23 protein-coding genes and 1 riboswitch are annotated in these 22555 nt (G+C 67.2%); of the genes, 13 read left to right on the top strand and 10 right to left on the bottom strand.

Annotated elements, in window-relative coordinates:
• The first annotated feature begins 22 nt into the window (after positions 1 to 22).
• Positions 23 to 946 (top strand): LysR family transcriptional regulator, encoded by a 924-nt coding sequence (locus tag L1787_RS23020; RefSeq protein ID WP_235711452.1) that lies wholly within the window; start codon positions 23 to 25, stop codon positions 944 to 946.
• Between the two features lie 6 nt (positions 947 to 952).
• Here the strand turns inward: L1787_RS23020 and L1787_RS23015 are convergent, their stop codons facing one another.
• A complete protein-coding gene (locus L1787_RS23015) occupies positions 953 to 1501 on the bottom strand; it encodes a carboxymuconolactone decarboxylase family protein (RefSeq protein ID WP_235711451.1) in 549 nt (182 codons plus the stop codon).
• A 313-nt stretch (positions 1502 to 1814) separates the two neighbouring features.
• Here L1787_RS23015 and L1787_RS23010 point away from each other — a divergent pair, with 313 nt between their 5' ends.
• The 7 genes from L1787_RS23010 to modC all read left to right on the top strand — a co-directional run bounded on the left by L1787_RS23010 (position 1815) and on the right by modC (position 8200).
• Positions 1815 to 3200, top strand: coding sequence for an aspartate aminotransferase family protein (locus L1787_RS23010; protein ID WP_235711450.1), 1386 nt, complete (start codon positions 1815 to 1817; stop codon positions 3198 to 3200).
• A 189-nt stretch (positions 3201 to 3389) separates the two neighbouring features.
• Complete coding sequence (locus L1787_RS23005; RefSeq protein ID WP_235711449.1) at positions 3390 to 4448, top strand: dihydrodipicolinate synthase family protein; 1059 nt, start codon at positions 3390 to 3392, stop codon at positions 4446 to 4448.
• A gap of 5 nt (positions 4449 to 4453) precedes the next feature.
• Entirely contained in the window at positions 4454 to 5134 is a 681-nt protein-coding gene (locus L1787_RS23000) for a TetR/AcrR family transcriptional regulator (RefSeq protein WP_235711448.1), read from the top strand.
• A gap of 61 nt (positions 5135 to 5195) precedes the next feature.
• The gene (locus L1787_RS22995; protein ID WP_235711447.1) at positions 5196 to 5567 is read left to right on the top strand and encodes a winged helix-turn-helix domain-containing protein; all 372 of its coding nucleotides are present in this window, start codon (positions 5196 to 5198) and stop codon (positions 5565 to 5567) included.
• A gap of 63 nt (positions 5568 to 5630) precedes the next feature.
• Positions 5631 to 6413, top strand: a complete 783-nt coding sequence (gene modA / locus L1787_RS22990; RefSeq protein ID WP_235711446.1) for a molybdate ABC transporter substrate-binding protein — start codon at positions 5631 to 5633, stop codon at positions 6411 to 6413.
• A gap of 3 nt (positions 6414 to 6416) precedes the next feature.
• Positions 6417 to 7115, top strand: a complete 699-nt coding sequence (gene modB / locus L1787_RS22985; protein ID WP_235711445.1) for a molybdate ABC transporter permease subunit — start codon at positions 6417 to 6419, stop codon at positions 7113 to 7115.
• Entirely contained in the window at positions 7112 to 8200 is a 1089-nt protein-coding gene (modC, locus tag L1787_RS22980; RefSeq protein ID WP_235711444.1) for a molybdenum ABC transporter ATP-binding protein, read from the top strand. The genes modB and modC overlap by 4 nt, the downstream gene beginning before the upstream one ends.
• Before the next feature lie 22 nt (positions 8201 to 8222).
• On the opposite strand, the gene msrQ is transcribed toward modC, so the two are convergent.
• From msrQ to L1787_RS22940, 8 genes are all read right to left on the bottom strand, one after another.
• Complete coding sequence (gene msrQ / locus L1787_RS22975; protein ID WP_235711443.1) at positions 8223 to 9092, bottom strand: protein-methionine-sulfoxide reductase heme-binding subunit MsrQ; 870 nt, start codon at positions 9090 to 9092, stop codon at positions 8223 to 8225.
• Positions 9093 to 9256: 164 nt separating this feature from the next.
• Positions 9257 to 11056, bottom strand: a complete 1800-nt coding sequence (gene thiC / locus L1787_RS22970; protein ID WP_235711442.1) for a phosphomethylpyrimidine synthase ThiC — start codon at positions 11054 to 11056, stop codon at positions 9257 to 9259.
• 74 nt (positions 11057 to 11130) lie between these two features.
• A riboswitch (TPP riboswitch) is annotated at positions 11131 to 11254 on the bottom strand.
• Positions 11255 to 11341: 87 nt separating this feature from the next.
• The gene (locus L1787_RS22965) at positions 11342 to 11668 is read right to left on the bottom strand and encodes an NIPSNAP family protein (protein ID WP_235711441.1); all 327 of its coding nucleotides are present in this window, start codon (positions 11666 to 11668) and stop codon (positions 11342 to 11344) included.
• A gap of 141 nt (positions 11669 to 11809) precedes the next feature.
• Positions 11810 to 12625 (bottom strand): sulfite exporter TauE/SafE family protein, encoded by an 816-nt coding sequence (locus L1787_RS22960; protein ID WP_235711440.1) that lies wholly within the window; start codon positions 12623 to 12625, stop codon positions 11810 to 11812.
• A gap of 129 nt (positions 12626 to 12754) precedes the next feature.
• Positions 12755 to 13489 carry a GntR family transcriptional regulator gene (locus L1787_RS22955; protein ID WP_235711439.1) on the bottom strand — a complete coding sequence of 245 codons (735 nt, stop codon included), beginning with the start codon at positions 13487 to 13489 and terminating at the stop codon, positions 12755 to 12757.
• A 21-nt stretch (positions 13490 to 13510) separates the two neighbouring features.
• On the bottom strand, positions 13511 to 14389 hold the full coding sequence (locus L1787_RS26165; protein ID WP_235711438.1) for an ABC transporter permease: 879 nt from the start codon (positions 14387 to 14389) through the stop codon (positions 13511 to 13513).
• A complete protein-coding gene (locus tag L1787_RS22945; RefSeq protein ID WP_235711437.1) occupies positions 14386 to 15198 on the bottom strand; it encodes an ABC transporter ATP-binding protein in 813 nt (270 codons plus the stop codon). The genes L1787_RS26165 and L1787_RS22945 overlap by 4 nt, the downstream gene beginning before the upstream one ends.
• Positions 15195 to 16208 carry an ABC transporter substrate-binding protein gene (locus L1787_RS22940; RefSeq protein ID WP_235711436.1) on the bottom strand — a complete coding sequence of 338 codons (1014 nt, stop codon included), beginning with the start codon at positions 16206 to 16208 and terminating at the stop codon, positions 15195 to 15197. The genes L1787_RS22945 and L1787_RS22940 overlap by 4 nt, the downstream gene beginning before the upstream one ends.
• Positions 16209 to 16444: 236 nt before the next feature.
• Here L1787_RS22940 and L1787_RS22935 point away from each other — a divergent pair, with 236 nt between their 5' ends.
• The 5 genes from L1787_RS22935 (at position 16445) to L1787_RS22915 (ending at position 21283) form a co-directional block, all read left to right on the top strand.
• On the top strand, positions 16445 to 17146 hold the full coding sequence (locus L1787_RS22935) for a fumarylacetoacetate hydrolase family protein (protein ID WP_235711435.1): 702 nt from the start codon (positions 16445 to 16447) through the stop codon (positions 17144 to 17146).
• A 215-nt stretch (positions 17147 to 17361) separates the two neighbouring features.
• A complete protein-coding gene (locus L1787_RS22930; RefSeq protein WP_235711434.1) occupies positions 17362 to 18345 on the top strand; it encodes a TRAP transporter substrate-binding protein in 984 nt (327 codons plus the stop codon).
• Positions 18346 to 18416: 71 nt separating this feature from the next.
• Positions 18417 to 18926 (top strand): TRAP transporter small permease, encoded by a 510-nt coding sequence (locus L1787_RS22925; protein ID WP_235711433.1) that lies wholly within the window; start codon positions 18417 to 18419, stop codon positions 18924 to 18926.
• The gene (locus L1787_RS22920; protein ID WP_235711432.1) at positions 18923 to 20224 is read left to right on the top strand and encodes a TRAP transporter large permease; all 1302 of its coding nucleotides are present in this window, start codon (positions 18923 to 18925) and stop codon (positions 20222 to 20224) included. Before L1787_RS22925 ends, L1787_RS22920 begins: the two co-directional genes overlap by 4 nt.
• Complete coding sequence (locus tag L1787_RS22915) at positions 20225 to 21283, top strand: NAD/NADP-dependent octopine/nopaline dehydrogenase family protein (RefSeq protein ID WP_235711431.1); 1059 nt, start codon at positions 20225 to 20227, stop codon at positions 21281 to 21283.
• Here the strand turns inward: L1787_RS22915 and L1787_RS22910 are convergent.
• On the bottom strand, positions 21280 to 22509 hold the full coding sequence (locus L1787_RS22910; RefSeq protein WP_235711430.1) for an MFS transporter: 1230 nt from the start codon (positions 22507 to 22509) through the stop codon (positions 21280 to 21282). The two genes, L1787_RS22915 and L1787_RS22910, sit on opposite strands and share 4 nt — an antisense overlap.
• Between the last annotated feature and the right edge of the window lie 46 nt (positions 22510 to 22555).

Below are 22555 nucleotides of genomic sequence, written 5' to 3'. Positions count from 1 at the left end.
CCCCCCCGCGGCGCCGCCCGCGATGACGCTTCCCAAGGGTCTCACCTGGGACGATTTCCGCATCGTGAAGGCGATCGCGGACCATCGCACCCTTCCCGCCGCCGCCGACGCGCTCGGCCTCAACCATTCGACCGTCTTCCGCCGGCTGCGCCAGATCGAAGAGGCGCTCGGCCTCAAGCTCTTCGAGCGTCACCGCAGCGGCTACGAGCTCACCCCCGCCGGCGACGAGATGGCCGCCCTCGCCGCCGGCATGGACGAGGGCGTCGCGGCCTTCTCGCGCAAGATCGCGGGGCGGGAGATCGCGCCCTCCGGCGAGGTGCGCGTCACCACGAGCGACACCCTCCTCACCTGCCTGCTGACGCCGCTCTTCGCCCGCTTCCGGCAGGCTTTTCCGCTCATCCGGCTCGATATCGTCATCGCCAATCAGCCGCTGAACCTGTCGCGGCGCGACGCCGACGTCGCGATCCGGGCGACCGATGCGCCGCAGGACAATCTCGTCGGGCGCCGCATCGCGACGATCGGCTGGGCGCTCTATGGCAGCGCCGACGCGTTCGCCGGTCGACCGGTCCCGCCGCTCGAGGCGCTCTTCGCGCACGACTGGATTTCCCTCGGGGACAATATGGCCAGCGTGAAGGCGGTCCAATTCGTCCGCCAGCATGTCGCGGCGGAGCGGATCGTCTATCGCATCAACACCGTTCTCGGCCTCGCCGAGGCGGTCGCCGAGGGGATCGGCATCGGCCATCTTCCGGTCTTTATCGGGGACAAGAATCCCGGCCTCGTGCGCCTCACCGAGCCCGACCCGCAATTTGCGACCGACCTGTGGCTCCTCACCCATGCCGACCTTCGGGCATCGCCGCGCGTGCGCGTCCTCCTCGACTTCTTGGCCGAGGCGATTGCCGCCGAGCGCAGCACCGTCGAGGGCGTGCCGCGCGGCGGGGCCGAATAGGCGGCCTCAGGCGGGCGGAAAGGGCAGCTCTCCATCGAGGGGATCGACGTCGAAGCCGACGATCGTCATCGAGATCAGCGTATAATAGCCGAGGACACCGACGAGCTCGACCACCGCACGCTCGCCGAGCACGGCCTTCGCCCGGTCCGACACCGCCTCGCTGACGGCGCGCTCGTTCAGCAACTGCGCGGCATAGGCATGGACGACCTCCGCCTCGGCGTCGGCGAATTGCGGGGCCTCGCCGATGCGGATCGCCTCGATGATCGCCGGGGAAAGCCCCTCCGACGCCGCGATCGGCGCGTGGACCTGCCACTCATAATTGGCCCGCCAATAGGCCGCGACGGTGAGGATCGCGAGTTCGGAGAGGCGCGGTGGCAGCGTCGTCCCATACCGGCAGAAAGCGCCGAGCGACTGCGCCCGGTCGGCGAGTTCTGCGCTGTGGAGCCAGATCCGTAACGGAGCCGGGACCGTCGCCCGCGGGCCGGTCACGATCGCATCGTAGACGCGGCGCTGGTCGTCATCGAGATTGTCCGCGTCGAGATCGCTTACACGCATTCGTTCCTCCCGGGACCACCCTTTGGGTGCTGCGGCGCGAGCCGATCCCGACGGCGCGGGTGCCGGCCAATTAACCGAGGAGTGTAAAGGAGAGGCGTGGGCGGGGCTATCGGCGGATCGACACGGATGCCGGCCACATAGCCGGCCACGGCATGCCCGATCGGCGAGAATGTCGCATCGAATGATGATCGGCCGCGCATTCGCCGTCGTTCTGGTTTAGTAAGTGGAACATGCGGATCGCACCAAATGCCCCGACGTGTGCCGGGACCGCCGGGACGCCATCCGCCTCACTCGAACCCAGCGAGAACGCTTCATGACTGCGCATCCGAATTCGCTCGCCGCGCGCGATATCGCCTATCACCTCCACCCCTACACGAACGCGCGCCGGCACGAACGTCAGGGTCCGATCGTCATCGACCGCGGCGAAGGCATCTATGTCTACGACGATCAGGGTCATCAGATGATCGAGGCGATGGCGGGCCTCTGGTCGGTGGCGCTCGGATTCGGTGAATCGCGCCTCGTCGAGGCGGCAGCGAAGCAGATGTCGCGCCTGCCCTACTACCATTCCTTCTCGCACAAGACGCACGAGCCGGGCGTCGAGCTTGCCGAGAAGCTCGTGAAGATGACGCCGGACGGGCTCGACCACGTCTTCTTCACCAACTCGGGTTCGGAAGCGAACGACACCGTCGTCAAGATGGTGTGGTACTACAACAACTCGCTGAACCGGCCGGAGAAGAAGAAGTTCATCGCCCGCAATGGCGGCTATCACGGCATCACCGTCGCCGCCGGCAGCCTGACGGGTCTGCAGGTCAACCAGAAGGGCTTCGACCTGCCGCTCGACTTCGCCCGGCACGTCACCTGCCCGCATCATTATCGCTTCGCCAATCCCGGTGAGAGCGAAGAGCAGTTCGCGACCCGTCTCGCCGAGGAGCTCGAAGCCACGATCCTCGCCGAAGGGCCGGAGACGGTCGCCGCCTTCATCGGCGAGCCGGTGATGGGCGCGGGCGGCGTCCTCGTGCCGCCGGCGGGCTATTGGGAGAAGGTGCAGGCCGTCTGCCGCAAATACGACGTGCTCGTCGTCGCCGACGAGGTCATCAACGGCTTCGGCCGCACGGGCACGATGTTCGCGTGCGAGCAGTTCGGCATCAAGCCGGACATTCTCGTCCTCTCCAAGCAGATCACCTCCTCTTACCTCCCCCTCGCGGCGGTGGTGATCAGCGATCAGGTCTATCAGGGCATCGCCGACGAGACCGAGCGTCTCGGCACGTTCGGCCACGGCTACACCGCGACGGCGCACCCGGTCTCGACCGCCGTCGGTCTCGAGAACCTCAAGATCATCGAAGAGCGCGATCTCGTCGCGAACGGGGCGCGGGTCGGTGAACGGCTCGGCAAGGGCCTCAAGGCGCTGGCGGACCATCCGCTCGTCGGCGAAGTGCGCGGGCTCGGCCTCATCTGGGCCGTCGAACTCGTCGCCGACAAGGCCACGAAGGCGACGTTCGAGACCCCCGGCAAGCTCGGCACCTACATTTTCGAGCGCGGGCACGAGCACGGCATCATCATCCGCGCCATCCGCGACACGATCGCCTTCTGCCCGCCGATGATCATCACCGAGGAGGAGGTCGACGAGCTGCTGCGCCGCTTCGAGCTGACCCTCGCCGACGCGACCGAATGGCTCGCCAAGGGAATGCCGGCCGCGTAAGCGCCTCCCGCATTCGAACTTCTGTCCCGACCATCGGGCCGCCCAGCGCTACAGCGCCGGGCGGCCTTTTTCGTTCTGGGCGGGGACGCTGGGTCCACGGCCCCTCAACCGGACGGTTGATATGGATTGCGGCGCCGCCGCCCGAATGGTTAAGTCACGCCATCGATATGCGCTGGAAGGACATACCGGATGCCGCTTCGGGCTGACGAGATCCCCGCCCCGATCCGCGAGATCCTGTCGACGGGAACCGTGATTCCAGCACACCCTCTCGCGCTGACGGCGAACCGCACCCTCGACGAACGCCGCCAGCGCGCCCTCTCCCGCTACTATCTCGACGCTGGCGCCGGGGGGCTCGCGGTCGGCGTCCACACCACCCAATTCGCGATCCGCGAGGTCGGCCTATACGCCCCGGTCCTCGAATTCGCCCGCGAGGAGGCGACGACGTGGACCGACCGTCCCGTCGCGCTGATCGCGGGTCTCGCGGGCCGGACCGAGCAGGCGTGCCGCGAGGCCGACATCGCGGTCGGGCTCGGCTATCATGCCGGCCTTCTCAGCCTCGCCGCCTTCAAAGGCGCGAGCGAGGACGAGCTGATCGACCATTGCGAGCGTGTCGCCGCGCGGATCCCGCTCTTCGGCTTCTATCTCCAGACCGCGGTCGGCGGGATTCCCCTCTCCGACGCGTTCTGGACCCGCTTTGCCGCGATCCCCGAGGTCATCGGCATCAAGATGGCGCCCTTCAACCGCTACCGCACGCTCGATGTCGTCCGCGGCGTCGCCCTCGCCGAGGCGGAGGAGCGGGTCACGCTCTATACCGGCAACGACGACCATATCGTCGCCGATCTCCTCACCCGGTTCGACGTGAGACGCGGCGCGGAGACGGTGCGGATGCGCATCAAAGGCGGCCTGCTCGGCCATTGGAGCGTGTGGACGCGCAGCGCGAGCGAAATCCTGAAGCGCTGCCAGGCGGTGGGCGACGGGCCGATCCCGGCCGACCTCCTCGCCCTCGACGCGAAGGTGACCGACATGAACGCCGCCGTCTTCGACGTCGACAACGATTTTCACGGGGTGATCGCCGGCTGCCACGAGATCCTGCGCCGACAAGGGCTTCTCGACGGGATTTGGTGCCTCGATCCGGCCGAAGGGCTCGGCCGCGGTCAGGCCGAGAAGCTCACGCGCGTCGCGGCAGACTATCCCGATCTCGTCGACGACGCGTTCGTCGCCGACAATCGCGACCGTTGGCTCGGCTGACGCCGATGGCTTCACCTCCGAGCTCGGCCTCCGCCGCGCCGCCCCCCGCCCCGAAGGCGCGGGAGCGCATTCTCGCCACCGCCGTCCGCGAATTCGCCGCGCGCGGGCTGGCGGGCGCACGGGTCGACGTGATCGCCCGCGAGGCGGCGGCCAACAAGCAGCTCATCTATTACCATTTCGGCTCGAAAGAGGGGCTTTACGTCGCCGCTCTCGAAACCGTCTATCGCGATATCCGGGCACGTGAGGCGAACCTTGCCCTTGCCGACACGGCGCCCGAAGAGGCGATGAAACGTTTCGTCCTCTTCTCCTTCGACTATGTGATCGAGCATCCGGAGTTCGTGCGTCTCCTCGCCCACGAGAACCTCCTCGAAGCGCGCTATCTGAAATCCTCCGCCGAACTCGTGACGATGCGCACCCCGCTCGTCGACCGGCTCGCCCAGATCCTCGAACGCGGCCGCGAGGACGGCATCTTCCGCAGCCATGTCGACCCGGCGACGCTCTACACGACGATCGCCTCGCTCTGCTTCTTCTACGCCTCCAACATGCACACGCTGTCGGTGTTCCTCGGCACCGATCTTCACGACGACGAGGCCATCGCCCGCTACCGCGCCAATGTCGTCGACGTGATGCTCGGCTATCTCACCAACAGGGACGCATCGGCCACCCTGCCCGCCCCGCCACTTTGAAGCCGGGGCGCGCCGCCCTAAGATCGGGGCGACAGACGCAACGAGGAATGGCGATCCCCGCATGGCCGAAAAGGCGCCCTCCGCAGACCTTCATCTGAGGCTCACCTTCGGCGACGACGCCATGATCGGCCCCGGCAAGGCGGACCTATTGGAGCTGATCCGCGAGACCGGATCGATCTCCGCCGCCGGCCGGCGCATGGGGATGAGCTACAAGCGCGCCTGGACCCTCGTCGAGACGATGAACACGATTTTCGAGGAGCCGCTGGTCGCCCGCGTTCGGGGCGGACCCGCCGGGGGCGGCGCCCAACTCACCGAAGAGGGCGAGCGCGTTCTGGCCCATTATCGCCGCCTTCAAGGCCGCGCCTTCGCCGCCGGCGAGGAGGATATCGCGGCAATCCGGGCGATGTTGAGGGATATAGCCAACGAGAAATAACGCTTGCCTCCGCTGGTGACGGAAGCGATATTCCCGATTGGATATATCGATCGGAGACGCCCCATGCGCGACCTCATACGCCGCCCGGCCTTCGCCGCTGTCGCGGTCCTATTCGCCGCCTTCGCCACCATCGGTCCGCGCGTGGCCCATGCAGAGGACGTCACCGTCTTCGCCGCCGCGAGCCTCAAGAATGCGCTCGACGACATCGTCGCCGAATGGGCCGAGGAGACCGGCAAGTCCGCCCGCGTCTCCTATGCCGGCAGCTCCGCCCTCGCCCGGCAGATCCAGCAGGGCGCGCCCGCCGATCTCTTCATTTCCGCCAATCCCGAATGGATGGATACGCTGGAGGCGGATGGCCTCATCGTCGCGGGCACGCGCCGCGATCTCCTCGGCAACGCCATCGTCCTCGTCGCGCACGGATCGGCCGAGCCCGTCGCGCTGGAGCCCGGCGTCGATCTCGTTGGCCTCCTCGGCGACGGACGCCTCGCCATGGCCCTCGTCGACGCGGTTCCGGCCGGCATCTACGGCAAGGCCGCCCTCACCTCACTCGGCGTCTGGGACGCGGTGGAGCCGAAGGTCGCCCAGTCCGACAATGTCCGCACCACCCTTGCCCTCGTCGCCCGCGGCGAAGCGCCGTACGGCATCGTCTACGCGACCGACGCCGTCGCCGAGGACGACGTGACGGTCGTCGGCACCTTCCCTGCCGACACGCATCCGCCGATCATCTATCCTGCGGCGATCATTGCCGACAGCACCAACCCGGATGCCCCGCTCTTGCTCGACTTCATCTCCTCCCCGACGGCGCGCCCCCTCTTCGAGCGCCAGGGCTTCACCGTCCTCGACTGAGCGTTGACGGACTTTCTCTCCCCGCAGGAATGGACGGCGGTCGCGCTCTCGCTGCGCGTCGCCGTGTGGGCGACGATCGTGAGCCTTCCCCTCGGGGTGATCGTCGCCCTCGTCCTCGCCCGGTGCGATTTCTGGGGCAAGGAGGTGGTGAACGGCCTCGTTCTTCTGCCGCTCATCATGCCGCCGGTGGTGACGGGCTATCTCCTCCTCGTCCTGTTCGGACGGCGCGGGCCGATCGGCGGCTTCCTCTATGAGACCTTCGGCATCACCTTCGCCTTTAGCTGGACCGGCGCGGTCCTCGCGACAGCGGTGATGGGCTTTCCGCTGATGGTGCGCGCCATCCGCCTCGCGATCGAGGCCGTCGATCCGAAGCTCGAAGAGGCCGCCGGTACGCTCGGCGCGAGCCGCGTTGCGACCTTCTTCATCATCACCTTTCCGATGATCCTTCCCGGCATCATCGCCGGTGCGATCCTCTGTTTCGCCAAGGCGATGGGAGAATTCGGCGCGACGATCACCTTCGTCTCCGCCATTCCGGGCGAGACCGAGACGATCCCGTCCGCGATCTACGCCCTCCTCCAGGTGCCGGGCGGTGAGCCGAAGGCGCTGCGCCTCGTGATCATCTCGATCCTCGTCGCGATGGGGGCGGTGCTCGCCTCCGAGATCGTGGCGCGGCGCGTCGCACGGCGGATCGCGGGCCGATGACACTCGACGTCTCGCTGCGCCATTCGTTCGGCGCCTTCACCCTCGATGCCGCCTTCGAGGCCCCCGCCGGGATCACCGCTCTGTTCGGCCGGTCGGGCTCGGGCAAGACGACCATCGTCAACGCCGTCGCCGGCCTCTTCACCCCCGATACCGGCCGGATCGTCGCCGCCGACACGGTGCTTCTCGACACCGCGCGCGGCATCGACCTGCCCGCCTCGCGCCGGCGGATCGGTTATGTGTTCCAGGAGGGCCGGCTCTTCCCGCACCTCACCGTGCGGCAAAATCTGTCGTTCGGCCGCTGGTTCGCGCCGCGCGGCGCTGTCCGGGCCGATTTCGGCCATGTCGTCGAAATGCTCGGCATCGGCCACCTCCTCGCCCGCCGGCCGGGCCGTCTCTCGGGCGGCGAGAAGCAGCGCGTCGCGATCGGCCGCGCCCTCCTCTCCGCCCCGCATTTGTTGCTGATGGACGAGCCGCTCGCCTCGCTCGACGACGCCCGCAAGGACGAGATCCTTCCCTATCTGGAGCGCCTGCGGGACGGGACGGACGTGCCGATCCTCTATGTCAGCCACTCTCTCGCCGAGGTCGCCCGGATCGCGACGACGATCGTCGCGATCCACAATGGCCGCGTGATCCGGGCCGGCCCCGCAGGCGACATCCTCGCCGACCCGGACGCGGTGCCGCTGCTCGGCGTGCGGGAGGCGGGGGCGATCCTCACCGCCCGCGTCGTCGCGCACCATGCGGACGGGCTGACGGAACTCAGCGTCAGCGCCGGGTCGCTGTTTTTGCCGCGGGTCGACGCCGAGCCGGGCGACGCGGTGCGCGTCCGTATCGAGGCGCAGGACATCATCCTCGCGAACAGCGCGCCGGAGGGGATCAGCGCGCTCAACGTCCTGCCGGCGACGGTGACGGCGATCCACGAGGGCGAAGGCCCGGGCGCGGCGGTCGGCCTCCTCGCCGGGACGGACCGGCTTCTCGCGCGCGTCACCCGGCGCTCGGTCTCGGGGCTCGGCCTCGCGCCCGGCTCGCCCTGCTATGCGATCTTGAAGGCGACGAGCATCGCGCGGCGCGATATCGGCGCGCTGTGAGCCACCGGCCGCCGGTGCGGCGTCACGCCTTGGCGTGGCGCGGCGGCGGCGCGGGGCGAATGCGCCGGGCGATCTCCTTCACGAGGACGACGGGAAGCGGCGCGGCGGTGATCAGCATCGCGTACCACATCGGCCGGATCTGATAGCTGAAGTCGAAATTCGACAGGAAGACGCGCCCCGGCGGCGCGCCGCTCGCGATCCCGTACCAGAGGAACTCGACCACCGAAGCGCCGAGCCCGGCAAGGACCGAGACGAGCACGATCGCTGCCACCGCCCCGAAGCGCGCCCGCACGCCATCGAGCGCCCGGTAGAGCATGAGGCCGATAAAGACGCCCGTCAGAAGCACCGGCTGGGTGACGTCCACCTTCGTCTGCATGAAGAAATGCAGGAGGCCGAGCGCCGTGAAGAGATAGACGAACTTGTGAAGCGTCCGCCAATTCTGCCCCATCCGCCGGATCGCCGCGTCGAACGAGGTGGCCGCGAGAGCCGCAAAGCCGACGAGGGCCACGAAGCCGATGGTGAGATAGATGCGCAAGGCGATCTCGCTCGCCACCATCGCGATATCGCCGTCCTGATCGATCACATAGAGCATGAAGTGACCGAAGACGTAGGCGAACGCGGTCAGCCCCAAAAGACGCCTGATCCCGACGAGGCGCGACCAGCCGACGAGCCGTCGTAGCGGCGTCACCGCGAGCGAGGCGAGGAGGAAATAGAGCGTCCAGGTGCCGGAAAGGTGCGTCGCCTCCTTGAAGGGCTCGGCGGCGAAATGGCGCGTATAGAGCGCCCAGACGATGAAGAGGCTCGGCAGCACGGCGGCGAGGAAGGCCACCATACGAAGCCAGGAGAACCGGCCGCGCCGGTCGTTCCAGGGCAGGATGTCCGAGAGTTCCATCAGCGCTCCGCCATTTTCCGATCGGCCGGACGGCGTCCCGCAGCGGCGGATCAGCCGCTCGCCGCAGGCCGCCACGGCCTGTCTCGACAATTATGCCCGAGGGGGCTCCATTCCGACGCCCCCTCACGAGAATGTTTGCCGAATTCATCGGACGGCGAGGCGACCTAGGCGCTCTGCGGATCCACCGGCACGTAGAGATCGCCGCCATCGCGATAGCGCTCGGCCATTTTCTCCATCCCCTCCTGCGCCTCGGCCCGGATCTCGTGCGAGATGCGCATCGAGCAGAATTTCGGCCCGCACATCGAACAGAAATGGGCGACCTTGTGCGCCTCCTTCGGCAGCGTCAGATCGTGGAACTCGCGCGCCGTCTCGGGATCGAGCGAGAGGTTGAACTGATCCTCCCAGCGGAACTCGAAGCGGGCGCGGGAGAGCGCGTCGTCGCGCACCTGCGCGGCCGGATGGCCCTTGGCGAGATCGGCCGCGTGGGCGGCGATCTTGTAGGTGATGACGCCGGTCTTCACGTCGTCCCGGTCGGGCAGGCCGAGATGCTCCTTCGGCGTCACGTAGCACAGCATCGCCGTGCCGTACCAACCGATCATCGCCGCCCCGATCCCGGAGGTGATGTGGTCGTAGCCGGGAGCGATGTCGGTCGTGAGGGGGCCGAGCGTATAGAACGGAGCCTCGCCGCAGGTGGCGAGCTGCTTGTCCATGTTGGCCTTGATCTTGTGCATCGGGACATGGCCCGGCCCCTCGATCATCACCTGGCAGTCCTTCGCCCAGGCGATCTGGGTGAGCTCGCCGAGCGTTTCGAGCTCGGCGAACTGCGCCGCGTCGTTGGCGTCGGCGATCGAGCCGGGACGCAGACCGTCGCCGAGCGAGAAGGCGACGTCATAGGCGCGGCAGATGTCGCAGATCTCTTCGAAATTTTCGTAGAGAAAACTCTCTTCATGATGGGCGAGGCACCACTTCGCCATGATCGAGCCGCCGCGCGAGACGATGCCCGTCGTCCGCCCCGCCGTCAGCGGCACGAAGGGGAGCCGCACGCCGGCGTGAATGGTGAAATAGTCGACGCCCTGCTCGGCCTGCTCGATCAGGGTGTCGCGGAAGATCTCCCAGGTCAGATCCTCGGCGACGCCGCTGACCTTCTCGAGCGCCTGATAGATCGGCACGGTGCCGATCGGCACCGGCGAATTGCGCAGGATCCAATCCCGGATATTGTGGATGTTGCGCCCGGTCGACAGGTCCATCACCGTGTCCGCCCCCCAGCGGATCGCCCAGACCATCTTGTCGACCTCCTCCGCCATTGAGGAGGTGACGGCCGAGTTGCCGATATTGGCGTTGATCTTCACGAGGAAGTTGCGGCCGATGATCATCGGCTCGGACTCGGGATGGTTGATGTTCGAGGGGATGATCGCCCGGCCGCGCGCGATCTCCTCGCGCACGAATTCCGGCGTCACATGGTCGGGGATCGCAGCGCCGAAGCTCTCCCCGTCGCGGGCCGCCTCGCGTGCCGCTTGCCGGCCAAGATTCTCACGGATCGCGACGAACTCCATTTCCGGCGTCACGATTCCCGCCCGCGCATAAGCGAGCTGGGTGACGGCGGCCACGCCGCGCGCGCGCAATGGCCGGCGCGGAATGGGAAATGGCGGCGTGAGGCGCCCGGCCGAGACGAAGCCGTTGTCGGCGTCCGTCACCCCTCGCCCCTCATACGCCTCGACGTCGCCGCGCGCCTCGATCCAGCCCGCCCGCAGCGGCGGAAGGCCGCACGAGATGTCGATCCGGGCGGCGGGGTCGGTGTAGGGCCCCGAGGCGTCATAGACGGTGACGGGCGGCTCGAGCGCGCTCGGATGAAGTTCGATCTGCCGCAGCGGCACGCTGATATCGGGATGGATCGATCCCGAGACGTGGATTTTGCGTGAGGCAGGAAGCGGGCCCGTCGTCACTTTGGGGGCAATCGCGTCCATCTGGTTCTCCCTTCGTGTGGGTGAATCCAGGCTCGATCGGTTCGGTCAGGAATACGGCCAAGAGACCACCGGCGTGCGGCGACCCGTTCCCTCCCTTCGCCAGTACGAACTGGATCAGGTTCAATGGGTCGCCGTGCCGACGCCTCTGCGCGTCCAACGGCCTCTCAGCTCCTTGCCGGAGCTCCCCAGGCTTGTCGGACAGGAGCCTCCCGCGCCGGGAGGCCGAAGTCAATCGGGTTTCGATGGTCCCCACCCGGCCAGCGGCCGGACGGGGACGTCGCCCGCTTACGCCTTTTTGTGGCTCACGAAGGGAACGGGCATCATCAGCTTGTTCACCTGCGAGACGAGATAGCCGGCATCGCCGCTCTTCTTCAGGTAGGCCTGCCAATCGGGGTCGGCCTGGAGCGCGGCACGACGCGTCTCGCGATCGCCGGCATTCTCGTAGGCCCAGACGTGGACATAGGTGTTCACGTCGCCCGTCTCGGTCGCGGCATAAAGGAACGGCTCGCCGAGATGCTTCTTTTGAACGGCGAAGCCATGCTCCTCATAAAGGGCGAGGTGCTTTTTGATCGTGCCGGGACGGCAGGTGTAGGTGCGATGGTCGAAGAGCATGGTTCCGCTTTCAGATCGTTGGAGACGGATGGATGACGAGGCGTGCGACGCACCCCCCGCCGGGACGACTATAGACGAGGAGGCCCGCGTCGATATTCGCAAAAGCGGCGCGTCCCCCGCCCCGCAGCCGGGGTGAAAGGCTCATCCCGTCACCGCCGAGTAGATGAAGCGCAGGCAGACGATCACGAGGAAGCAGCCGAACATGATCTCGAGCGTGCGCCGCGACAGACGGTGTGCGAGGTGGACGCCGATCGGCGCGGTGATCAGCGTCGTCGGCACGATGAGCGCGAAGCCCAGCAGCGACACGAAGCCGATCGAATCGGGCGGCAGACCCGCCTTGCCCCAACCGGCGAGGATGTAGCCGATCGTGCCGGGAACCGAGATCAGGAGCCCCACGCCGGCCGACGTCGCGACCGCTTGGTGGATCGGCTTGCCATAGAGCGTCAGGACGAGCGTCGACATCGCGCCGCCTCCGATCCCCATCAGCGAGGACAGGACGCCGATGACGCCGCCGAACACGCCGAGCGTCGGGCGCGAGGGAAGCGTCTCGCCGAGCCGCCAATCCGACCGGCCGAACAGCATCTTCGTCGACACGATGCTCGCCACGATGATGAACGCCGCCTGGAACACGAATGGCGGGGCGAAATGGGCGACGAAGGAGCCCGCCGCGACGCCGACCATCATCGGCACGGCCCAGATCCGCAGGACCGGCTTGTCGACCGCCCCCTTCTTCGCGTGACCGAGCGCCGAGCGGATCGAGGTGGGCACGATGATCGCGAGCGACGTTCCGACCGCGAGCGGCATCCGCACGTCTTCGGGCACGTCGTTGAAGACGAACACTTCGTAGAGAACCGGGACGATGATGGCCCCGCCACCGATTCCGAAAAGGCCCGCCAGCACGCCCGTCACGGCTCCCGCCGCGGCAAGAGCGAGCGCCAGCGTTACGATATCCTCCACAATGGTCTCCTCGGAGCCGGAGGCGTCGGCCGCGATAGGTACCGGCGCGAGCAATGCGGCTCACTTAGCAAGAATGACGTGCCGGACGCCCTTCGCGACAGAGCGACCGGATCCCGTCGGCGCGGCGACCTACGCGTCGTCGTCGGCGAGTTTCACCTGACGCTCATAAAGGCTGAGGGTGAGTTTGTAATGATCGACGAGGTGGGAAACGGCGGTCTCGGCATCGCCGTCGATCGTCGCTTCGAGGATGAGTTGGTGTTCCGGCATCACCTCGCGCAAATGCAGGCTCGTCGTCAGCGCGATATAGCGATACCGCTCCACCTGGTCGGCGAGCTCGTCGCAAAAGCGGGTCATCCAGCGCGAGCCGCTGTTCATGATCAGCGTGCGATGGAAGGCCCGGTGGCGCGCCTCCCAGTCCGAATTGTCGGCCGGCTCCCCCGCATCGTCCTCGCGCGCGCCGAAGCGGAGCTTGGCCCGCGACAGGCGGTGATAGGCGATGACCAGGGATTCCTCCCACGCGTCGGTCCGGTTGTGGATGGATTCCTCGAGCGCCCGCCCCTCGATCCAGCAGCGCGTCTTCACGAGCTCGCGGAACCGCTCGATCGACAGCGGCGGCACGGAAAAGCCGCGCTGGTCTTCCCGGTCGACGAGACGTTCGGCGGAGAGACGGTTGAGCGCCTCGCGCACCGGGCTGACGCCGGCGCCATAACGCGCGGCGACCTGCTCGATGAGGAGCCGCTCGCCGGGTTTGTAGGCGGCGCGCATCAGATCGCGCTTCAGATCGTGATAGACCGCCGAGGCGGCGGTCCTCTTCTCACGCCGGGCCGTGCTCTCGGCCCCACTGTCTCCGTCGGCGAGGCTCATCGGGGTCGGGACGCTCCCGCTTCAGCGCCCACCATCGACCCCCGAGATCGTCGAGCGATGCCAGAAGACGAGGCGACGCTCCACGAGAACCACCGTCCAGAAGAGGACGAAGCCGAGCAGGCTGAGATAGATGATCAGCGAGAAGACGCGCGGGGTCTGAAGCTGCGAGGCCGCGACGCGGATCAGCTCGCCGAACCCCTTGCCGCCGCCGAGGAACTCGGCGGTGATCGCGCCGGCCATGACGCCGACGGCGGCGATCTTGAGGCCGGTGAAGATGTGCGGCAGTCCGGTCGGAATCTTCATGCGGAAGAGGGTCTGCCAGCGCGTCGCCCCCATCGCCTTGAAGAGCATCCGCGCGTTGTCGTCCGCCGCATGGAGGCCGGCGGCTGTCGAGACGACGATCGGGAAGGTCGCGATGAAGGCGGCGAGCGCCACCTTGGAGGAGATCCCGAAGCCGAGCCAGGCGAGGAAGAGCGGCGCGAAGGCGACCTTCGGCATCGTGTCGATCGCGACGAGATAAGGCAGCACCGCCCGTTCGCCGAATGAGGTCTCGCCGACCAGAATGCCGAGCGAGAAGCCGATCGCCATCGCGATCACGAAGCCGACGAGCACCTCCTGCGTCGTGACGAAGAAGGCCGTCAGCATGTAGCCGCCGGAAAAGAGGTTCTTGCCGACGAAGACGATGTCCGCCCCGGTCTCCAACGGCGAGGGCAGAATGAGCGGGGAGACGAGGCCGGACAGATAGACGAGCTGCCACAGGACGATGAAGCCGACGAAGAGCCCGACCATCGCGATCCCGCGCGGGATGCGGTCGATGAAGGCGACCTCCTCGGTCCAGACCGTGTCTTCGTAGCGTTTGCGCGCGACGGAGGGCGCCTCGGAAAGCGTCTGGTCGGTCACAGGAAACCTCCCTTGTCGAGGAGCGAGCGGATCCGGTTGACGAACGCGCCGAAGGCCGGCTCCACCATCATCTCCATGGTGCGCGGGCGCGGCAGGTCGATCGTCACCGCCTCGACGATCCGGCCGGGCCGGGCCGACATCACGTAGACGGTGTCCGACAGGAAGACCGCCTCGGGGATCGAGTGGGTGATGAGGAAGGCCGTCGCGTTGCGCGCCGACGTGATGCGCTGGAGTTCCAGGTTCATGAAATCGCGGGCCAACTCGTCGAGCGCGCTGAACGGTTCATCGAGGAGGAGGACGTCGGGCTCGGTGATCAGCATCCGGCAGATCGCCGCGCGTTGCGCCATACCGCCGGAGAGCTGGCCGGGATAGGCCTTCTCGAACCCCTTGAGGCCGACGAGCTCGAGGAGCTCGAGCGCGTCCTTCTCGGCCTTCTTCGCCGCCGCACGCCCGTCGCGAATGCTGATCGGAAGCACGATATTTTCGAGCGTCGTGCACCAGGGAAAGAGCGTCGCCTGCTGGAACATCATGCCGATTTCGCGGCGCGGTCCCTTCACCGGCTGGCCTTCGAGCACGACCGCGCCGGATGAGGGTGGGACGAGGCCGGCCATGATCTTGAGGAGCGTACTCTTGCCGCAACCCGAGGGACCGATGACCGCCGCGAAGTCGCCTTCGCGCAGGGTGACGTTCACCGGCTCGAGGGCGACGACGTGGCCGTATTTCTTGGTGACGTCGACGAGCTCGTAGACCGGCCGGCGAGGATCGCCGGCCGGTTCGCCCTCGGCCACCATGGCGAGGTTCGTGGTCACTGACCTTCGTTCCAGGTCTTTACGAACTCGTTGGTGTAAGCGGCTTCGAGATCGTCGAGCGGGGCGGAGAGGCCGCCGGTGTCGAGCTGGCTCTGGTGCCACTGCTCCCAGGCCTCGGGCGGCTGATAGCCGTAGCCGTTGGAGACGTCGAGCGGCGTGACCCGGTCGCGGATCGCGGTGAGGAGAGAGGCGGCGAACTCGCGATCCTCACCCTCTTGCGGGTTGCCCGCGGTCGTGTGCTCGAGCACCTTCTCGGTGTTCGCCTCGTCGAGGCCGAACCGCGTGCCGCGCACGAGCGCGCGCCCGAAGCCCTCGATCACCTCCGGATTCGACTCGAGAAAGTCGCGCGTGGTCGCCCAGCCATTGCCGAAATAGCTGAGATACTCTTCCGGCGTGATCTCATCGAGACCGATGCCGCGCGACCGGATGATCGCCGCGTCGCTGACGGCGGCGGAATAGGCCGTCACCTCGTCGCGCAGGAAGGCGGCCGCCGCGGTGCCGCCGTCACCGATCGGCAGGAATTCGTAGTCGGTGCCCTCTTCGAGCCCGGCACCCGCGAGGATGCCGCGCGCGAAGGCCACTTCGGCCCCGTCCGCCGTGCCGACGCCGACGACCGTGCCCTTGAGGTCGGCGATGTCGTCGACATCGGCCTTCTCGTTCACCACGAGGCCGAAGATCGACTTCGGAAACTGGTTGTAGATGAAGACGACATCCTCGCCGCGCGCGCGGGCGTTGAGGAGCGGTCCGGGGCCCGGATTGCCGATCTGCGCCTGGCCGGCCGCCATCGTCTGGAGCACCGAGGCTGAGCCGTTGACCGCCTCGACGGTGATTTCGAGCCCTTCGTCGGCGAAGTAGCCTTCACCGATGGCCACGAAAAGCGGGAAATTGTTGATCGCCGAGGGGTTCGGCACGACCACCGTGATCGGTGTCGTCTGCGCCATCGCACCCCAAGACGTCGCGACGGCGAGCGCCGCACCGGCAAACAATGCCGTCCTATAGCCTGACAACATCAGACCCGTCCTCCCTATGATGCAGCTTTCTTGCCGCTTTTGTTGTGTCACGCCCGAAACAACACGGTGCACGAGACGCGCACCGGACACGATACATGGCGCCAAAAAACTGTCAAAGGCGGATCTCAAGCCAAAAATAGATTTTCCTGGATGAAATGGCGCAAAATATACGTTATGCCTCAAGGCAAGGACGAGGCGCGAACCACGCGCCCGGTTAAATAAAGGGGAAGGAAACCATGGCGGATACGTCTGCAATGCAGGATTTCGCGCTCGCGCCGCCGCCGCAGCCGAGTATCGCGATCACCGGAACGTCCAAGCGGTTCCCCGTGCGCCGCATCTATTGCGTGGGCCGCAATTACGTCGCCCATGTCGAGGAGATGGGCGGCAGCGCCGATCGCGATCCGCCGCTCTTCTTCCAGAAGCCGGCCGATGCCGTGGTCGCCTCCGGCGCGGTCATGCCCTACCCGACGGTGACGAAGAACCTTCATTACGAGGTGGAGCTCGTCCTCGCGATCGGCAAGGGCGGACGCCACATCCCGGAAGACAAGTGGGCCGACCACGTGTTCGGCTATGCCGTCGGCCTCGACATGACGCGGCGCGATTTGCAGGGTGGACCGTGGGAGGTCGCCAAATCCTTCGACCATTCCTGCCCGGTCGGCGCCATCACCCCCGCGAGCGAAACGGGAACGATCACCGACGGGCCGATCAAGCTGACGGTCAACGGCGAGACGAAGCAGGAATCGGACGTCAGCCTCCTCATCTGGAAGCTGCCGGAGATCGTGAACCGCCTGTCGACCTTCTACGAACTCGCCCCCGGCGACATCATCCTCACCGGCACGCCGCACGGCGTCGGTCCGGTGGTGCCGGGCGACAAGCTCGTCGGCACGATGGGCGGCCTCTCTCCGCTCGAAGTCAGCATCGGCGACCCGATCGACTGAACCGCGATCGGCGGGCGCCCCGCGATCACCGGGCCGCCCGCACCATCGCCGCCACCCCCATTCGCCCCGGACGAAAAGGCCCGCGCCACGCTGCTCCGTGAGCGCGCGCAGGCGTTTGCGCCCGATCGTCACATCCAAGACACGACTTTGGCATCGGCCATGCCTATGCTGATGCGTCACAGCACGGCAACGACCCCGTTATCAGGAGGATCGCCATGAAACTGATCGCAGCCCTTGCGGGCGCCGCCCTCGCCTTCACCGCGAGCGCGGCTTCGGCCCAGAATTTCAAACTCGCGACGATGGTCAATCCGCCCCATCCCTGGATCGACGCCGCGGAGGCGTTGAAGGCGGAGGTCGAGGAGAAGACCGACGGGCGCGTCACGATCGAGATCTTCATGGGCGGCTCGCTCGGCAACGACCAGACCGTGCTCGACGAGATGCGTCTCGGCACGATCGATCTCATCATCGGCGGTACGCAGAACGCCTCCCCCTTCTTCAAGAAGTTCGAGATCTTCAGCCTCAATTATCTGTTCGGCGGCATGGACTCCTTCGAGAAGGCGACCGCATCCGACGGCGAGGTGCTCGCTTATTTCCAGGACGTCTATGACGAGGCCGGCCTCGGCCTGAAGCTCCTCGCCCTCACCGGCGGCGGCATCCGCAACTTCTCCGACAATGTGCGCGAGGTGCACGAGCCGGGCGACATCAAGGGCATGAAGATGCGCGTGCCGGGCTCGCAGATGGACGCGCGCATGTGGCAGACCTTCGGCGCGCTGACGACGTCGCTGCCCTGGACCGAGCTTTATACTGGCGTTCAGACCGGCGTCGTCGACGCCTTCGAGAGCTCGATCGCCGCCTATTATGGCTCCAAGCTCTACGAGGTCGCGCCCTATCACGCGCAGACCCAGCATCAGTTCATGATGAGCCACATCACGATGGCCGAGCCGTCCTTCAACCGCCTGTCGGAGGAGGATCAGGCGATCTTCCTCGAGGCGGTCGCGAACGCCGCCGCGCTCGGCACCGCGAAAGGCGAGGAGTACGACGCGACCCTCCTCGACACGCTCCAGAAGGAGCACGGCGTCACCGTGACCGATGTCGACAAGACCGCCTTCATGGAAATGGTCGTCCCGCTCCATGAGGAGATCGCGAGCGAGCTCGACGCGCTCGACCTTTTGAAGATCCTCCAGTCCTACAACGACTGACCAAGGCCGGGCCGCCCCGTGCGGCCCGTCCTCCGCCCGCGCGCTTCCCCGCTTCGCCGAGGCCTCACAGAATGCTCAAACGCGTGAACGATGCGATCGAGGCGGTGCTCCTCAATATCGCGGCTCTCCTCTTCGTCCTCTTCATCGCGATCGTGTTTCTCCAGGTCGTGGCGCGCAACTACCTCCAGATTTCCCTGCTCTGGACCGACGAAGTCGCCCTGTTGTGCTTCGTGTGGACCGTGCTTCTCGGCGCGGCGGTCGCCGTGCGCAAACGCCTTCATTATGTCGTCGAAGTGCTGCCGGCGTCGTTCGTGCGGGCCAATCGCGGGCTTCAGCTCTTTGCCGGGCTCGCCTGCCTCGTCCTCATTTATGTGATGATCGTCCCCGGCTACGGCCTCGCGGAGATGGGATGGCGGCGTTATTCGATCTCGCTGCGGATGCCGCTTTATTATCTCTTCCTCTCCTTCCCCGTCGCCGGCGTCGCGATGGCGCTGTTCACGGTGGAGGTCTTCCTGGAGGACGTTCGCGCCTTCCGCTCCGGCACCGCGCCCGCACCCCATTTCGATGAGGGCGATCTGTGACCCCCGTCATCTTCCTTCTCGTCTCGTTCCTGCTGCTCGTGACGCTGCGCGTGCCGATCGCGTTCGCGCTCGGCCTGTCGTCGGTCCTGACCGTCCTGATGCTGGGGTTGCCGCTCGTCTCGGTGGTCAATCAGATGCAGTCGAACATCAATTCGTTCGCGCTGCTCGCCGTGCCCTTCTTCCTGTTTCTCGGCCGGCTGATGAACGATAGCGGCATCACGACCCGTCTCCTCGCCTTCGCCGATGCGCTCGTCGGCCATGTCAAAGGCGGGCTCGGGCACATCAATGTCGTCGTCTCGATGATGTTCGCGAGCCTGTCGGGCTCGGCGGCGGCCGATACGGCGAGCGTCGGCGGCATCCTCATTCCGGCGATGAAGCAGGCGGGCTATCCCGCGCCCTTCTCCGTCGCGCTGACGGCCGCCTCTTCGACACTGGGCGTGATCATTCCGCCGAGCATCATGATGGTGATCTATGGCGCGTTCGGAAACGTCTCGATCGCGGCGCTCTTCCTGTCGGGGATCCTGCCCGGCCTGCTGATCGGCGCGATCCAGATGGGTTACACCTACACCGTGAGCCGCTCCTTCAGCGTCGAGGATCTGGAGCGCAAGACCTGCGCCGAGGCGCGGCGCGCGTTCGTCTCCGCCGCGCCGCCTTTGCTTCTCCCGCTGATCATTCTGGGCGGCATCACCGGCGGCGTGTTCACCGCGACCGAGGCGGCGGCCATCGCCGTTGTGCTCGGTCTCGTCCTCGCGACGGTGATCTATCGGACCGTGCCCCTCAGGGCCTATCCGCAGATGATGCGGGAGACGGTCGTGTCCTACTCGCTGCCGCTCTTCGCGGTGGCGGCGGCGGGCATCATGGGCTGGCTGATCTCCTATCTCGGCGTCGCGCGGCTCGTCGCGAGCCTGATCATCGACTTCGCCGATTCGCCGACCATCATCATGCTCCTGATGATGGTCTTCATGCTGATCGTCGGAACGGTGCTGAGCCCCATCACCGCGATCATCATCTTCATGCCGATCATCCAGGAGATCACCGCCGCAGCGGGGATCAACCAGGTTCACATGGCGCTCGTCGTCTGTCTCTCGCTGGCGCTGGGGCTCGTGACGCCGCCTTACGGCATCTGCCTTCTCATCGCCGCGCAGATCGGCGAGGTGTCGATGCCGCGCGCCTTCCTCGCCATCCTGCCGATCGTCGCCCTCACGATCCTCGTGATTTTGACGGTCATCTTCATCCCAGGCCCCTATCTCTTCCTCGCGAAGACATTCGTGCCCAACGTGTTTGCCGGCGGATCCTAAATGCGTGTTGCGATCGTCGGGGCCGGGGCCATGGGCCTCGGTCTCGCCTCAGTGCTCGAAAGCCTCGGGCACAAGGCCATTCTCCATTCCCCCTCCGGCGCGAGCCTCGCCTTCCTGAAGGAGGGCCGGCCGCTCAACTCGGTCGGCGCCGTCTCCGGCACCTGGCGCCCCGAGTGGGCGGATATGAAAGGCGCCGTCACCGGGGCCGATCTCGTGATCTTCGCGCTGCCCACCAACGGCATGCGCCGCATGATCGATCGCGCCGCCCCGCATATCGAGAGCGGCCAGGCGGTGGTGATATCGAGCCACGCCTCGTTCGCCGCGCTGGTGCTCGCCCGTCGTCTCGCCGCGCGCGGGGTCGAAGCGCCGATCGCCGCCTGGTCGACGACGCTTGCGACCGGCCGCCGCCTCGCCCCGGACCGCGTCCAGGTCGACGACCTCAGAAGCCGGATCGACGTCGCCGTGCTCGCCGACCCCTCCGGCCATGTGCGCGAGCTCCAGCGCATCCTGTTCGGCGACCGCTTCCATCCCGTGGAAGATCTCCTCGCCCTCTCCTTCTCGAACCTCAATCCGCCGATCCACCTCGCGAACGCGCTCGGCAACCTCACCCGGATCGAGAAGGGCGAGGCCTGGGACAATTATGACGGCATCACCCCCGCCGTCGCGCGCCTGATCCTCGGCCTCGACGCCGAGCGCCTCGCGCTCGCCCGCTCCTATGGCTACGGGGTGAAGACGGTGGAGGAGCACTACGTGCACACCTTCCCGATCGCCGCCGCCCCCCTCGCGGAGATGGCGGCAACGGTCCACCGGATGAAAGAGGGCCCGCGCGGCCCGACCTCGCTCGACACGCGCTATATCGCCGAGGATGTCCCGTTCGGGATCTGGCCGCTGATCCTGACCGCCCGCGCGAAATCGGTGCCGCTGCCGCTCCACGAAGGCGGGCTCGCGCTGATGTCGGCCTTCACCGGCCGCGATTTCGAGGCGGAGAACGACCTCCTTCCCGAGATCGGCGACCTTCTCGACGACACGGAGGCTCTGGTCGCGGCCTGCAAGGGTTAGGCGCGGAGCGATCGGCGCGCGGAGAGCCACAACAGCGCGACGGCGGCGACATTGGCGCACGCGAGGGCCGTGAGCGTCACGAGCGTCGCATGGGCACCGAAGCGGACCATGAGGAGCGCGGCGAGCGACGGCGCGAGCGCCTGCGCGATGAGGCTCGGCATCGCGATCCGCCCCATCAGCCGCGCATAGCCCGCCGGGCCGAAAAGGGCGAGCGGCAGCGTTCCGCGGGCGATCGAGAAGATCCCGTTGCCGGCCCCATAAGCGAGGAGCGCGATCGCCGGGATCGCAAAGCCCGCCGCGAGGAGGGCGAGGCCCGCGCCGATGAGGAGCGTCGCCGCGGCGAGCGTCCAGATCGGATGATGCCGCCCGCCACCCAGCATCTCGACGATGCGGGCGCCGACCTGGGCCGGCCCCACGAGGGCGCCGAGCCCGACCGCGGCGGCGAGCGTCAGCCCCTGCGATTGCAGGATCGTGATGAGGTGCACCGACCATGTGGCCGAGATCACCCCCGCCGTCGTGACGATCGCGCCGAGAAGGAGCAACCGCCTCAGCCGTGCGCCGTCGGGCGCGGGCCGCGGCGGTGACGCGTCGTCCGCCGGCTTGGCGCGGGCGCGGCGCGGGGTCTCGGCCGGCAGCACCAGCCAGTGGATCGGCAAGGCGATCCCGAGCTGGATCCCGGCAAAGACAAGACACGTGCCGCGCCATCCGACCGCCTCGACGAGAGCGGCTGTCACCGGCCAGCACACGGTGCTCGCAAAGCCGCCCCAGAGGGTCAGCATGGTGATCGCGCTGCGGCCGCGCGCGCCGTAGAGCCGGCCGAGGGTGGAGAAAGCGGCGTCGTAAAGGCCCGTCCCCATGCCCGCCCCGATGACGAGCCAGGCGCACAGATAGACCACGAGATTGGGCGCGGCCGCGAGCAGCGCGAGACCGGCTGCGAGACAGACCGCGCTACCTGCGAGGACGGGCCGGCCGCCATGATCGTCGATCAACCGGCCGACGCGCACCGAGATCAGGCCCGAGACCAGGAGACCGACCGAGAAGCCGGCGACCACGAAACCGCTGCTCCACCCGGTCGCCCGGCTGATCGGCGCGGCGAGCACCGCGAGGAGATAATAAGACGAGCCCCAGGCGAGGATTTGCGTGATGCCGAGCGCGGAGATGATGACGTGACGGCGCGTCCAGTGCGGGTCCGCTTCGCCCGGTTCCGCCGCGGCGCCGATCGTCATGGGCGCCGGCCCGCAGCCTCGCGCGCCGCAGGGGCGACGCGCCGTG

Source organism: Acuticoccus kalidii, assembly GCF_021556395.1.
Lineage (GTDB): Bacteria > Pseudomonadota > Alphaproteobacteria > Rhizobiales > Amorphaceae > Acuticoccus > Acuticoccus kalidii.
The sequence above is the reverse complement of the archived record's forward strand: the minus strand, read 5'-3'. Positions and strand labels throughout refer to the sequence as shown.